At 42.4% G+C, this 15,258-nt stretch carries 8 protein-coding genes and 1 pseudogene; 3 read left to right on the forward strand and 6 right to left on the reverse strand.

The genetic code is table 11. The features are described from left to right. Positions 1-190 (reverse strand): annotated as a pseudogene (locus IM485_RS02250) (IS4 family transposase); the annotation flags it as partial. A 136-nt stretch (positions 191-326) separates the two neighbouring features. Between IM485_RS02250 and IM485_RS02255 the strand changes: the two are divergent. Together IM485_RS02255 and IM485_RS02260 are read left to right on the forward strand one after the other, a co-directional pair. After that, positions 327-821, forward strand: coding sequence for a hypothetical protein (locus tag IM485_RS02255; RefSeq protein ID WP_238142079.1), 495 nt, complete (start codon positions 327-329; stop codon positions 819-821). Between the two features lie 58 nt (positions 822-879). After that, positions 880-1,935, forward strand: coding sequence for an SGNH/GDSL hydrolase family protein (locus IM485_RS02260; protein ID WP_287740973.1), 1,056 nt, complete (start codon positions 880-882; stop codon positions 1,933-1,935). Positions 1,936-2,287: 352 nt separating this feature from the next. On the opposite strand, the gene IM485_RS02265 is transcribed toward IM485_RS02260, so the two are convergent. Beyond that, the gene (locus IM485_RS02265) at positions 2,288-3,562 is read right to left on the reverse strand and encodes a DUF4760 domain-containing protein (protein ID WP_104397845.1); all 1,275 of its coding nucleotides are present in this window, start codon (positions 3,560-3,562) and stop codon (positions 2,288-2,290) included. 583 nt (positions 3,563-4,145) lie between these two features. On the opposite strand from IM485_RS02265, the gene IM485_RS02270 reads away from it, so the two are divergent. After that, a complete protein-coding gene (locus IM485_RS02270; RefSeq protein ID WP_104397844.1) occupies positions 4,146-5,270 on the forward strand; it encodes a hypothetical protein in 1,125 nt (374 codons plus the stop codon). A gap of 536 nt (positions 5,271-5,806) precedes the next feature. On the opposite strand, the gene IM485_RS02275 is transcribed toward IM485_RS02270, so the two are convergent. The 4 genes from IM485_RS02275 to IM485_RS02290 form a co-directional block, all read right to left on the reverse strand. Further along, positions 5,807-6,373: a DUF4231 domain-containing protein gene (locus IM485_RS02275; RefSeq protein WP_104397843.1), complete on the reverse strand. Its 567-nt coding sequence runs from the start codon at positions 6,371-6,373 to the stop codon at positions 5,807-5,809. A 51-nt stretch (positions 6,374-6,424) separates the two neighbouring features. Further along, positions 6,425-8,599, reverse strand: a complete 2,175-nt coding sequence (locus IM485_RS02280; RefSeq protein ID WP_104397842.1) for a tetratricopeptide repeat-containing protein — start codon at positions 8,597-8,599, stop codon at positions 6,425-6,427. A 117-nt stretch (positions 8,600-8,716) separates the two neighbouring features. Then, positions 8,717-10,849, reverse strand: coding sequence for a cache domain-containing protein (locus tag IM485_RS02285; protein ID WP_287740980.1), 2,133 nt, complete (start codon positions 10,847-10,849; stop codon positions 8,717-8,719). 22 nt (positions 10,850-10,871) lie between these two features. Continuing rightward, the gene (locus tag IM485_RS02290; protein ID WP_287740982.1) at positions 10,872-15,062 is read right to left on the reverse strand and encodes a TIR domain-containing protein; all 4,191 of its coding nucleotides are present in this window, start codon (positions 15,060-15,062) and stop codon (positions 10,872-10,874) included. Between the last annotated feature and the right edge of the window lie 196 nt (positions 15,063-15,258).

Raw genomic sequence — 15,258 nt, forward strand, 5'->3', positions numbered from 1 at the left:
AGATTTTTTCAATATTCAGAATTTCCAGCTTTAAAAATCTTTTTAGTTTTTTTCTCCGACTCTCAAACAGGATTGGTATTGGTAAGGCTTCAGCTAATATCTCTAACTTAGCTTGCTTTAGTATTTGCCAGGTTCCAACTACCATTAACAACAGTAGATATCTGGCTCGCCCCAGTTCATTTTCTAACACTTTCTGGTATAATTCACTTATCATTTTCGTTATTTAGGTCATATATGGTAAATATGACTTATCTTTTTTTGGAGTCTGTGTCTGTATTTTATGCTACATAAGCTTTTCAGCTTGCTTGTCCCCCTGTCAGTCTCAATTGGAAACAGTCCATACTCGCTTTGGTTGGCAAACCTCTAATCTCAGAAAATATTTGCGACTAGAAAAGTCCAAAAATAAAGCAGAACAATCACCAGAAAGTCATGCTAACGATGGAATTGATCTTGCCTGTTTTCAGTTTTTAGATTATTTGCCATTTCACGCTTCTAATGGACATAGATATGATTGGAAGGGTTCTGTCAAAGTAACGAACGCTCCCTTTGCTGTCATCAAACGTCCTCCTATTAGTCGTCGTCAACTTCACCTGATGGTTTTTTCTAAGGGTGGTAAACTACGTAAATATGGTGGCTCTACCACAAGACATGGGTTCCGTAAAGGAGATTTAGTTTCTTCTCCCAAAGGAATTGGTTATATTAGTGGAGATACCGAAAAACAGTTATCTATAAGCGATACCAGTTGGAAACGATTGGGACAGATAACTGTTAGCAAGATTCAGTTAATCCGTCGTTCTAACGGTTTAATTGTTTCTCACTAACTTGTATAAAGCCGCCCTCCGTTATCGCTAAAGGGCGGGTTTCAGACCCAGTTTTTCGATGAAATATTTATTAACAAAATCACTAATCGCCACGGCGGGAATTACCTTCTTCACTCTCCTTTCTCCTTTCAAGACCCTAGGGGCAACCTTCGATAGTTTTCAGGTATTCGGCGATAGCCTATCGGATCCGGGAAATTTATATAAACTAACGGGCAATCTTTCCCCTTACCCTTACCCACCTAGTCCCCCCTACGCGAACGGGCGCTTTTCTAACGGTCCGCTCTGGATCGAGTATTTACAGCAGGATTTCGGACTGCCAGATAGCGCGGTGCTGAATCTTGCCTACGGCGGGGCCACCAGCAGTCGCCAGAACGTGGCCGAACTCTTGTTCACGGGGGATTTTCCCGGATTACTCGACGAGATCGACTCGTTCGTCTCGAACCCGTTCCTATCAACTTTCGACGCTCGCGATCTCTTCGTCGTCTGGGCCGGGGCTAACGACTATCTTTTCGGTTTCAGTAACAACCCCGATGCCGTAGTCGGTAACATTATCGCGGCGGTTCAAACCCTGATCTCCCCTGGGGTCGGGGCGAAAACGGTGATCGTTCCGAATCTACCAGATCTCGGGAAATTACCCAGTCAGGCGGGAATACCGGGGATGACGGATCTAGCCCTAAAGCATAATCAGAAATTAGCCACGGCGCTTGAAACCCTCCAAAACGCTCCCTCGACTGCGGCCACTCTGATCCCGCTGGATATCTACTCTCTCTTCGAGAACACCTACAACGATCCGTCTCGCTACGGTTTAACCAATGTCACGGACGCTTGTTTAAATACCACTACCGGCCAAATCTGCGCGAAACCCTCCGAGTATCTTTTCTGGGACGGTTTCCATCCCACGACCGTAACCCATCAAGCGATCGCCAGTCTCGCCTCGACAACCCTCGCCAGCGTTCCCGAACCGGACGCGACAGGCGCGATCGTTATCGTCGCTTTTGTCGGTTTAGGCGTTAAAGTGGCGCAGGTAACGATGAAAAGAAAACCTAACCGGGCCAGCGATCCCGCTTTCCGGGTAAAAGCGGTTGAAGGAAGGAGTAAATCTTTACTTCGGTAGGTAGAAAAATCGTTATACCATTTTTCAAAAGTAATGGCAGAGATGGTTAATTGCCCTCACCCCCAACTCCTCTGCCAGAAAAGAAGAAAAGTGTAATATACTTGCCACGAATAAAGAAAAATGGTATGATCCTCCCGATTCCGAAAAATAGATCGTTAATGGCGACGATCAGGAAAAATCAGAGAATCGGGTAAATCCCGAAAAATTAAAGGATCTTGCGACTCGCTATGGTGGTTTTATCCGGTATTTTCAAGTTATTTACCCTCGAATATTTCTAGAGTGAGTTTATCCAAACAATTAGCCTATAGCTTCATTTTTGAATGTTCACTTTTAGCGGCTGACCGAGGGATAACTATTTCAGTAAATCTTTTAATGCTCTTAAATTTTTGCTCATTTTTGATTGTTTTTGAGAAACTTTATTAAGATTGAGCGGGTTTGAATTGTCCCATGCTATTGATTGTTCATAAAATCTCAAGCCTATATAGCAGATAGTATAAAATCTTGTAAGATATAAATCTTTGAACGCATTTTTAATTATCTGTGTGGCGATCAAATTATTATCTAATAATAGATATAAATTTTCCCAAAAATTGCAGATAACTACTAAAGAAAATTTTTTATCATCATCAAAATTACGAATTTTTTCCAAAACCTCCTTCTGATGATCTCGGCTGCAACTTATTAAAGTATTACCTATATCCAGGAAGTTATCTTTTGGTTCAGGCATTTGAGTATTGTTTATGTTGTCGATAAAAGATTCAAGATTTTTTCTATGGGTTTGTAAATCTGAGGAGTCCCAATGCCTGATATAATCTAGAGCCTTGTCTAGTTTTGAAGTTCTGAGAGATTCTAATGAGCCGTAGAAACCTCCTAAAGTGCCGAGAATAATTGGTATGATAAAAGTGGCGTAAGCGGCTAAATTATTGGAAAAAACCCGAGAAAGCAGTAAGGCTGATATAATTAAGCTTATGCTAAGAAGAATAGTCCAGCATCCTCGATTATTTATCAGCCAATCTTTCGACTGAATCCAGAATATATAAATTAGAAGAGAAAGTCCATAGCCTAGTAAATGTAGAAAAAAATACAATGGGAAACTTGAAGCTAAATATAAATCAAAATTATTAAGCAAATCGCTGAATGGATTTTTATTTTGCCCCTGAAACTCGACCATAGCTAATTTCAGAGTCTCATCAAATTTATTATCATTTAATATTGTTTGCTCGCCAGTTTTTTGATTATCATCCATCAAATAAGTGGGCTTTTCCCAGTCATAGCTATTATCATCTTTGGCAACCGCTATGCGTTCATCTTTCTTAAGGGTAATCAAAAGATAGGGAATCTCTATATCTAGTCGAGATTTTTGTCCGTCTTGGGTGGTAGAGACTAAGTAATTAGTATTAAACGAATTGTAGATGGAATTATCCTCAGCAATTCTTTCTAATCTTCTACTGATAATCTCCGCACGTTTCCGATCTAAGACACAAAATACAGGTCGATTACCCAATTTAACAGGCTTTAGATTATCGGGACAGCGATTATTGTTAGAATAAGTGGCGGACTGAAATTGTAGGACAAATAATAAGATGAGCAGTCCTAAAAGAATTGACAGATAAAGCCGCTTTTTCATAAAAATCTATTAAATCTAACGTGATAGCATCATGTTTTAAAGTTGTTTTAACCCACTATCTATAGCAATTCCCATAGTTGTGAGGCACAGAGTCTTAGGTTTTGAGGAGTCAGGATTCGGGATTCAGGAGTCAGGATTCGGGATTCAGTAGTTAAGATTTTGATGTACCTCATGAGATTGGGAAACGCTATATCTTTAATTTGGCATTCTACCCGATAATCTCAACGAATTGGGCTGTTTTCATAAAATTTAATAATTAGCTGATAGTGAATAGCCGACAATGAATCGCAGAAATATCCAGCGATCGCTAAAGTGCTTAACAAAAGAAATTGTAATCTTATCGATTTTGACCGTGCCACTATCCAAAGGAATAGATTAGATTTCTTGAAAAGACCAATGCGGGGAAATTACCGAGTAATCACCCGAACTTTTTCCTTATCCGTAAAGATCGGGAGATGTGCATATTCTTGCTATTCCTAATACATCTGAGAGCGCCCGTCCTGTCGAATTTATCTTTAAACCCTAACTATCCCCGTACAATTATCAGTATATCGATCATAAACCTTGAGATAGGTTGCACGCCATGAGCGAATACCAATATTACGAATTCCAAGCTATCGATCGCCACCTCACCCAAGAGGAAAGGGCTGCCATCTGCGAGCTATCGAGCCGCGTCAAACCGACGGCAACGAGTGCCAGTTTCACCTATAGTTACGGCAATTTTCGAGGCGATCCCAAACAGGTGCTGGCTCGGTATTTCGATATCATGTACTACATCGCCAACTGGGGAACACAGCAATTAATGTTTCGTTTTCCCACATCCCTGATCAACCGAGAAGCAATTGAACTTTACTGTATCGATAATTATATCAGCTTATCTTTTGCGGGAGATTGGGCAATTTTAGATTGGGAATTTAGTCAAGAAGAAGGTTTTAATGACTGGATAGAAGGAGAAGGGATTCTATCGGAATTGATAGGATTACGCCAAGAAATTCTCCAGCAAGACTATCGAGGATTATATTTAGCCTGGCTGAAAGCTATTGACTTATCGGAGGGATATATAGACATCGATAAGACGCAACTAGAACCTCCTCTACCCCCCGGACTGGGGCAACTTTCTGCATCTCAAAAGGCTTTTACGGAAATCTTTGAATTGGACGAACACTTATTAAATGTTGCTTGTGCATCCAGTGGTAAACTAACAACTATCTCCGAGCAAACTTGGCAACAAGCTATTACTCAATTATCCGCTTCTGAACGCCAAGATTTCCTATTAAGATTGGCTAAAGGAGAACCTAATTTATCTGCTAAATTCAAACAAAAGCTGTCTCAATTAATCCCTACTTCTCCCCCCTCTAACCAGCCTCGACGCACGGTTCAAGAACTTTTTGAGGCTGCTGCTGAGGAAGGAAAAAAGGCAGAAAAACGGCGACAACAAGAAGCGGAAGCCAAGCGAATTGAGGAACTACAAACTTTAGCTAAACGGGAGGCGCAAGTTTGGCAGCAAGTCGAGTCCCTAATTCAGAAAGCCCAGTCTAAATCCTACGATGAGGCTGTTAAATTGTTGGTCAAATTAAGAGATTTAGCCGAATATCAAAACGGGTTGCCCGTTTTCCAAGAGCGCCTGAACCAGATTTACGAACAGTACAGTAACCGGTCTGGGTTGAAGAGGAGGTTACAGGAAATAGGACTTACTGACAGTAAGTGAATCGCTCTTAAATTTTCTATTTCTTTGTGTTTTCATGCAGCACCAATTAGGGCTTGCTGAATAAATCTAAAAACATTGTTGGATAAGGCTTTTAGACTTTTTTCTCCTCAAAAAGTGCCAACCATTGGAGTGATCGGGGGTAAAATTCAGGTACTTTTTCCCTGAAAATTAGGTAACTGACTGCCTCAAAATCGGTAAAACCCCACACCCCACACCCTGCCCCTAGGAAAAGCTTTTTCAGCAAACCCTATATATTTTTCAGCTTACTAGCCCCCGCCTTTTCTTTCCACCCTTATCCCGAACTGACGTTAGCCTATACTCAACGGATTTAGTGTGATACCAAATCTGTTTTTAACAATCTGATTAACTCTCAAGTTATGGATTGTTTCTCCCTGCTCCCCGCTCCCCACTATCCTATACTTTTTAAACAGGATTTGGTATCAGACCTCTGCCTAATATTATCTCAGGACTAAAAAGTTTTCTGGTGGAGAAATCGACCTAATTGACACTCCCATCGTTAAATCTTCCTTGTCTTGTTACTGAGGTGGTGTTTTAGCGATTTCTGCTTGCTGTTTTGGCTTTTCTTTCTCCTGTACAACCTTGCTGAAATACCCTTCCACATCGCGCTGGATAATGTTTTCTACCCGTTGAGCAAAATCAGGATAGACTTCGGCGTAACTTTGGGCATGGCGATAAGAACCACTCAACTGGAGAAATTGCCAGCCCTCAATTTTCATCGCCTCGGCCGTGTTGCGATAGTGGCGATAGCGTTCGCCATAATGAAAGAACTCTTCAACGGCAGCACTGATAGCAACCACCTGACTTAAGCCAAAGGCGAGCCAACTGACTACTACTTTAACATCATTGGCGTTGATATTAAGACTGACCAAGGCTGGAACGATCACCCCCCCAATAATTGTGAGCAGTCGGAGAAAATAGTATTGGTTGCGAGTTGTCTGGGCCCGGCCTTCTAGCCACAGTAATTGATCGAGCCAGCGGGCTTTCATGAACTGCTTCTGTAAATCTGGCAAGTCAATCTGCTCGATCAAAGCACAGATTTCTTGCTTGAACTGCTCACGATAAAGTTTGGACTTTTTTGGCATAATATTTGTACTTTTAATCAGTTAGTAGAAAAAAATTTCGGCTCTGGTTTCTCAAGTTTCCCGATTTCCGATTCCCGCTCCTTGAGCTTTCCAATAATCAAACTTAGTTGTATCTAGATGCTCGACGATCCCCCCCAATTGACGTACTTGCTTGACCATATCACCAGTCCCGCCACGTCCATCACCGCCTTTGCCATCCCAGAGGACAATCAACCGCACCCGATCGATTCCGTAGATCAAACTGGAATAGAGCGCCCAACGATTGTTGCGCTCAAAGGAATTGCTTCCTTGCGGGACCGATCCGATTCGTTCCGGTTGTAGGTTGAGCGCGACCTGGGGATGATTCTTAATCCTATAGAAACGCTCTACCCAATCATCGCCGGCAAAGCTGACCGACTCTTCAATAAATTGAGCCGATTCAAAGGGCAGATAGACCTCGACTTTCATCTGGCGCTCTAAACAGGCTTCTAGAAACAGGATATCGCCCCCACAAGCGAGTCCCGCCACGATCGCCAGATCCTTGGCATCAGCTTGCAGCTTATCGAGTACTTCCTTAATTTTTTGTTGCGCCTCGGTTGCCATGGCCGAGGGAAACCGAGGCCGCGGCCGGTCTAGCTTGTCAATCATGTGGCCGGAGAAGAGAAAAACTTGCGGAGGTTTCTTCACTGTCTGGGCTGCGATCGCGGCTTCTTGATGTTCTATTCTCTGCAATTCTGCCTCGAGAACATCGAGGCCCGACTTGACGTATTCAAGGCGGAAATTCAGAGATTCTAAAAGTTTCAATTGTTCTAGGGTGGAGATTAGCGCAAATTGATTGTTCCAGAGCCGGTTCAGCGCCCTTTTATAGGCTCTGGCCGCCTGTTGCGGGTTGCTGGCGGTACAGATGGCCAGATCGCCGAGGGAGAGGAAGACCCAAACATCGTTGTTATCCTTGATAGCGGCACTTTCCAGACTAAATTTAACCGCTCCAGACAGCGCCGGCAATTGCTCTTTGATCGCTTTCTCTTCTGGATCGCCGTCCCTACCATGCCTGGCTAAATACTTGAAGACGGCAGATAGAGTCAGGGCGTTGATGCCAGAATAGTAATGATTCTGATCGAGGCGGTAGGCTTGCAGGTAAGTCTCAATCGCTTTTTGTAGTAAGTGGGCCGATTCGTCAGCTGTTTGGAGGCGCTCCGCTTCATTGCAGATGCCGACCCATCGCTCCTTCCACATTTCCTTGTAAATGCGAGCTAAGTAGGAAATGGCATCTATATTGGCCGGTTCATCCCGCAGCAATGACTCCAATTGCACCACTGCCTCATCATATCGCTTCAGTCGGCTCAGGTGAAAGGCTTCCTCGCGCCGGAATTCGGCGTTTTTCGGCTGCAGTGTCAGTCCGTTGCGATATTGCTGCAGCGCAAGTTGATAATTTCCTAGATTTCTTAAGGCTTTCCCCGCTTCAGCGATCGCCTCGCATTTTATTAGGGGGTTGCTCACTTCTTCGATCAACAGCAACACGTCACCAATGCGATCTTGGCGTTGGGCGATCACTACCCGTTTCCGCCAATTGTTGTACTCATCCCAGTAGCCAATGGCTAGGGGGGTTTGCAGGGACCGGCGATCGGGTTCTTCCAAGCCGTCGAGTAAATTGAAAATGGGGCTGTGAATGCGATGAGGGTCTGATTCCCAGGTAGCGCGAGCCATTTTAGCGATCGCCTGTTTGTCTCTTTCCAGGTATTGGCGATCGGGTCGGCCATTCTCGTCACAATGGTAGGGGAGAGTGCGGACGTTAAAAATATCGAAGGGCAGATAACCTCGGCCCGACTGGATATGAATTAGTCCCCGCTTGCGTAGGGCGTGGCGCACTCCTAACTCATAAAAAACGTTGGCATTATCAATGCTGAGGTCAGCAATTACCAGATCCGCCAGCAATAGTTCCTGAAACATATCGGTGAGGATATCGCCGCTGACGCTTTCTTCATCGGCTCGAAACGGCTCAAATCCAGCTTCGATTAAGGCTGGTTTAATTAAGTCTTGATAGATGCTATTAAAATCTATCCAGCGGTCGTCTGGCCCTTTTTTCTTACCAAAGGGCATGACGACGAAGGCATGGGGCAACCCCTGGGGGCTGGCAGCGGTATCATGCTCTTGTTTCGGTTGGGGAACTAGCTCTAGGTTGGACTCAGAAACTTGTTCGGCGTTGGCGGCAGAATTTTTCTGGTCAATAATTTCTTGACTGGGCATATTAATCTTTCTGACTCAAGCAAGATTGATCATAACTTATTTTAGTGAGATTGAATCCCTAGCCATTTTTTGTTAAAAAAGGGTTCTTCTCAACCTAGTATGTAAAAAGGTAAGAGCCTAAAAAACTAACATAGTTACCAACAGTAACAGTGCCAGATTAGTTGGCCAATAAAGTAGCTTTGGGATTAAGTTGTTTTTATAATGAATCCAATCAAGTTTGATGTTAGAAGCAAAAAGGATGGCATTAATTGCCACTAAAATGATCATTATATATAGTATGAAATAGAAATAATCTAAATAAATAATACCTGCTGTGACAATTTTTTGTCTGAGATTAATCTGATCGATAATGATAATAAAAAGAAAAGCCCCACAAGCGGAAACGATCTCTAAAGCGGTAAAATCTTGATTTTCACCGCTCTCTTTATGTTTGATGATCAGTATTTGAATACAAAAAAGCAATAATAATACAACAATAATTATCATCATATTGCTGATCAGTATATTGATAAAATTTCGTTGGAGAATAACCGTAAAATAGAGTTCGGGAAAATTGTCCTGGCCGATATAGCTATTAATGCCAAAATTGGTATTATAGTTATTGAGTTTGTACTGGAAAAAACTACTCTCTAGATTCCAACCTGGCAAAACAAAATCTTCTTCTAAACCGGGTAGAGAAGTAGGAATCATCAAATCGTAGGCATCAAAATCTGGGGTGAGGATGATATTTTTGTAGAAGTCTTTGGGCCAGATGCGAATCCAGACATCCTTAACATCAAAGGGATATTTAGAATAATCAAAATTTTCCCGGAGTTTAGCTTCAAAATACCAGACAATCACTTCAAAATTTTGGTCTTGATGACGATGAATCTCGGTTACATTGGGATCAACTGCTTCGGGAAGGATAAAACCCCGACTGACGGTTTGAGGGATGTTCTTATCATATTTTTGCCAAATATAGCCCGTGACAAACACATCATTAGCATCTTGAAATTCTAGAGACTGCACAAAAACTCCTGTGGGAATATAAAGAGGGGAGTCTTGAGGATTTTCGGATTTACGAGATTGCAAAAATTTATTTAAACCCGCTTTTTTCAGAAGCACTATATTGTTTTTCTGTTCGATTTTATGTTCAGAGATTTGCAGATACCAGATAAATCCGATTCCCGCCAGCAAGACAACAGAAGTGGAAGACGAGACAGACCAAAGACTGCGAACACTGCCTTTGTAAGCGCGAAAGATTAGGATAAATAGAAAAAAGAAAAAGCTAATTATTTGTAAGTTAATCAGCAGCAGTTTGTGATGTAAGCTCTTGGTGTTTAATAAAATTTCATCTTGAATGAAGACAGCACTTAATGTCCAACCCGTAGTAGGAATAGGTTCAAAAAATATCCAGCTAGATTGTCCCGTTAAGGGATCGTTAAAATCCATTTCAATCTTAGAGCCTTTGAGAGCTTTTTGGGCTGGAACTCGCAATTTTTCTGGTTTATACGCTTGAGAAATTATTTGAAAGATGGTTTTTTGCTCTTTAACCCAATCTTCTCTATGACTATAGATAAAAGTTCCTTTTTTAGATAGGATAAATCCGTAGCCAGTCTTACCTAGTTTGAGGGAGTTCATTAAGTTTTTTAACCCATCTAGAGAATAGTTGGCGAAGACTACCCCAGAAGGAATATTTTTTTTGGTTTTTGGATTAAGGCGATAAAAAGGAGTGCTAAATGCTGCGAGTAAAGTGTTAGTTGCCGCTCCAAAATGAGGTTCTAACCAAACTGAACCGGAGGCTAAGGACTGGATATACCAATCACCCTTTCTGGGTTGAGTATAATCGTAAAAAGATTCCAGTTGCAGTAATTGCAGTTTACCCTGTTTTCTGATGTAGTAGGGAGCATACAGACGCATCTGGGGTTTGTAAGTATAGGGAGCATAAGCTACACCTAATCCGAACCAATTGGGATTTTGTTCTATCGTGCTTTTTAATCGCTCAAGCAACTGTTGATCTTTAAGTTTACCCTGACTGATATCGTGGGCGATAGAATTGGCACTATCCTGGAGTTTACGAAGCTGGTTATCGATTTCTTTAGCGGCGCGGATAGCTTCTTGTCGAGCATTATTTTTCGCTGTTTCCCTGGTTTGATTTTTCTCCCGCCAGTAAGCATAAATGGTGAAGGTGGCCGACAAGAAACTGATAACGCAGAGAGTCAGGGACAGTCTAAAGATTCGTTTTTGCCAAGGATTGGTTTGAGTTTGCATTTTGACTTAACCTTATTTTATTTCAATAATCTTTGTCGAGAATCCGATCACAAAGACGGCGATCGCTCTCTGTCACCTCAGAGTTATGCTGTAAATAATCCTTTAACCACTTGCAAGCGTATCTTTGGATATCTTTAGGTGTTACATGGCGAGCCAAATCCCAAATAATTATTGTTTTGTTGCTGCTCCCGGAGATAAGAGTTTCACCATCTCGGCTAAAATGAATGGCGTTAACATCAGCCCCAAACCCCGGCAGCATATTCACTAAAGTACCGTCAAGTTGCCAAATTCTAATGGTATCATCAGCACTAGCCGCAGCAATTTGTTGTCCGTCGGGGCTAAATTTAACGTCCAACACTGAATTAGAATGCCCTTCGATGGTTTTAACAGAGGAAGGAAGCCATTGTCCCTTTTCATCAGTCTTCCAGAGTTTGATAGTATTGTCGCCACTTCCAGAAACGAGCATTCGACCGTCTGGGCTGAAATCAATCGCTAAAACGGGACTTTGATGTTCTTTGAGAGTCAGAATACTTAGCACAGTGCCATGGTCATCTAGCCGCCAGATTTTGATCCTATTATCGGCACTTCCAGAAGCAATAAACTTACCATCTGGGCTAATCGCCACTGTCTCGACAGCATCAATGTGTCCTCTGAGGGTATTGAGCAACTTACCATCTAGCCCCCAGATTTTGAGTGTTTTGTGATGACTTCCTGAGACAATTAACTTACCGTTGGGACTAATTGCTAGGTCGTTAACATCACCAGTGCCTCCTTTCAGGGTATTGAGTAATTCACCATCTAGCCCCCAGATTTTTACCTTTCCGTCTGGACTTCCTGAAACAATAAATTGACCATTAGGACTAATCTTGACAGTGCTAACTGAATCTTTATGTCCTGCCAGTGTACTCAATAATGTCCCGTCTGGCTTCCAGAGTTTAAGCGTTTTATCCCCACTTCCTGAGACAATTAGATCACCACTCAAATCGACAGCCGACACCACATCACTATGGCCAAAAAGGGTGGTCACTAATTTACTGTAAGGTCTCCAGAGTCTCACCTCGTTGTCGTCACTCCCCGAGGCAATTTCGAGATTTTTACCGTAGTTACGGACATCAACCGTATTAACTGCATCGCTATGTCCCCGGAGAGTCATCAATAAAGTGCCGTCAAGTTTCCAGAGTCTGACTGTTCTGTCATAACTTCCTGAAACGATTTGCTGACCATCTGGGGTAAAAGTCAGCCCGTAAACAGAGGCTTCATGGCCGCTAAAAGTGATAGTCGGCGAGGTACCGTCTAGCTTCCAGAGTTTGAGCGTGTTGTCATAACTTCCTGAAGCAATCCACTGACCGTCAGGGCTGAAAGCCACTGCCCTAACTATATCCTGATGTCCTGCCAATGTCCTCAATAGAGTCCCGTCTCGTTTCCAGAGCTTGATGGTTTTATCGTTACTACCTGAAACAATCCACTGACCGTCAGGGCTGAAAGCGACTGCTTTAACTGTATCCTGATGTCCTGCCAATGTCCTCAATAGAGTCCCGTCTCGTTTCCAGAGTTTAACGGTTGTATCGTTACCACCTGAAGCAATCCACTGACCGTCAGGGCTGAAAACCACTGAATTTACGCCATGTTTATCCCCTTGAATAGTTTTCTCTAAGGTTCCATCGCGCTGCCAGAGTTTAATCGTGTTATCCACACTGGCGGAGGCGAGCAGTTGCCCGTCGGGGCTGAAAGCCACTGCATTTACTGCCCCTTTGTGTCCACCACGCTTTTCACCAAGAGTCGCTAATAAACTCCCGTTTCTTTTCCAGAGTTTGATCCTGTTATCTGCACTGGCGGAGGCAATGATTGCACCATCGGGACTAAATTTGACTCCGAAAACACTACCATCATGTCCTGAGAAGATATTGGTTTGTTTGATGCCATAGAGAGCTATCTTGAGCATCTCTTTCAGATTATTTTTCAGCTTGGGCGGTAGATTAACGAAAGGTCTTTGCTCTAGATCTGTTCCTAGCCGCTGGGCCTTCATAGCTGCTGTCAACGCTTCCAATTGTTTGTTTAAGGCAAAGGAAGCTTGACTGGTTCGATTGACGGCGACAATCTCGCTAATGGCTGCTTGGCGATACTCTGAGGCGGCAAAAAAACCCAAGCAAGTCGCCACCGCCCCGAATAAACTGACGACGACTAACCACTGCTTTTGCCGTCTGGCATTTTTTTTCTCTTGTTCTAGGCGTTTTTCTACCTCTTGGGTTCGTTCTTGCTGAAGCTTGAGTAAATGTTGTTGTCGTTCTTTTTCTGCTGTTTCCGCCGCTTCAATGGCTGTCTGACTAGCTTGAATAAATTCCTTATGTAACTCGGTTGCTGGTGGTTGTTTATTTTGTTCCTCAATTTTCTTTAACCAAGTTTGAGCGAGGACAAATTCACTGCCTCGGAGTAGTAAGTCAGCACTTTTTTGGCTATTTTCCCATGCTTTTGCTCTCTGTAACCATTTGCTATGATTATGAACGTGATCTCTGTCTGTATGTATGGTTCTAACTAACTGAGTAAAATTGGTCAGGAAGTCGCCGCCATGCTGACTAAAATCAAGCCACTGAACACTAGCTAAGGCAGCGGGCAAATCTTTGGCTGCAACTTTTTGGTGTAAGATCGTGATAATTCGCTTATTTAATTTTTTGGCATATTCCACCTCATCAGAACAATAAGGTGAATTGATTGATTTGGGAGAAATGATAAATACAAAGTTGTCGGAAATTTCAATGCCTTGATAAATTTCTCGCCGAAAGTCTTCTCCCGAAGCGATATTTTCTTGATCGAACCAAGTGAGCTTACCGAGTGAAGTCAGAGCCTCATTTAATCTTCTTGCTAAATCTGAATCGGCACGAGAATAAGAGATAAAAACTTCTAAAGAAGATGGTTTATGTTGATTGAGACTAGCGATAATAAATTCTTCCTGTAGCGGTAGGGGAGGGGATTCTTTTCGCTGTTTAGCTACCTTCAGCCAAGCTTCAAAATGTTGAAGATTATAACCCCGCAATAGGACACTAGGGTTGTGGGTTTGCTGCTGCCATTTCAAGGCTTTGACTAACAGCACTTTATGACTTTCATAATAAGCAACATCACTGTTTAATTCCTTCAATAATTTATCGATATTACTGCGATATTTGTCCTGATCTTGATATTCAGTTAAGTCAATAAATTGTAATTTCTGTAACTGGGAGGGGATTAACTCAATATCGGTCTTTTCAATCAGCAGAGGAATAATGCGTTTGTTGGTAGCAAAAGCGTGAGCAATTTCTAGATAACAGTAATGTGATTTTAGGGCTTCTGGAGATATTAAATAAACAAAGTTATCCGCCCCTTCAATACCTTTATTAATTTGCTCCTGAAAGGCAGTTCCCGTTTTAATATCTGTCTGATTAGTCCAGACGGTAAAGCCTTCGCGCATCAGAGTCTTGCGAATTTTCTCCTTGATGGGATTATCTTTTTCTGACGATGACAGGAAAACCTGTGTCATCAAATTATTAGCATTTTTACTACTTTCGCTAATAAATTCGCAGTGTAAGTCCGTGGGCAAGCAAGGCGGCTGTTCCTCAGTAAATCTATGTTTTAACCACTTTTCTGCTGCCTGTCTCTCTTCGCCAACTAACAGATAATTAGTTTGCTTCTGATTCCTTAACCAATTTAAGGCTTTAACTAAAAAAATACTGTGCTTCTCGACATAGTGTTGCTGCTGATCAATCGCGCCGATCAAACCAGTAAAAGAGCTTTCAAAATCATCAATTTCTTCTCGGAAATAGATCCAGTTAATTTTGCTGATCGCTGGGTGCATATTCGGAAAACTAGAATGCCTTCCCTCGGCTTGATATCCTTGCCAGTCAGCTTCAGTTTCATCCAGATTTCTTTGCCGCCAAGTTTCTTGGCTAATTTGTTCAACATGAAGCAGAGGAATAATCCGCTTGTTGTACTTAATCGCTAGATTAATTTCTTTCAGGCAATATTGCGAATTAACCGAATGAGGGGCGATAATAAAAATAAAGTTATGTGTCCTCTCGATGCCATCATTAATCTGTTCTTGATAGTCCACAGCCAAGGGAATATCTTCTTCGTCGAACCAGACGTTTAAGCCTTGTGCAGTCAACCTTTGATTAAGCTTAATAGCAAAAGCTTTACTATCAGCCCGTCCATAGGATATAAAGACATCAAAGAAATCTTTCATTTTACTCCCCCTGTGAACTTTAGAGAAAAAGAAAAGTTATTTGCCTACGCAGAGTAAATGGAGTTTGGCGTTGTCAGATCAGAATAGGAAAGATGCAGTGCAATCCTTGCTATCAAAGTAATTTCAGTTCCCAGCTGATTCGGATCATCTTTCGATTTGACAACGCCGTAGGACTTGCATTAGGGGACGCACCCTA

This window comes from Microcystis sp. M169S2 (assembly GCF_020245865.1).
Taxonomy (GTDB): domain Bacteria; phylum Cyanobacteriota; class Cyanobacteriia; order Cyanobacteriales; family Microcystaceae; genus Microcystis; species Microcystis ichthyoblabe_A.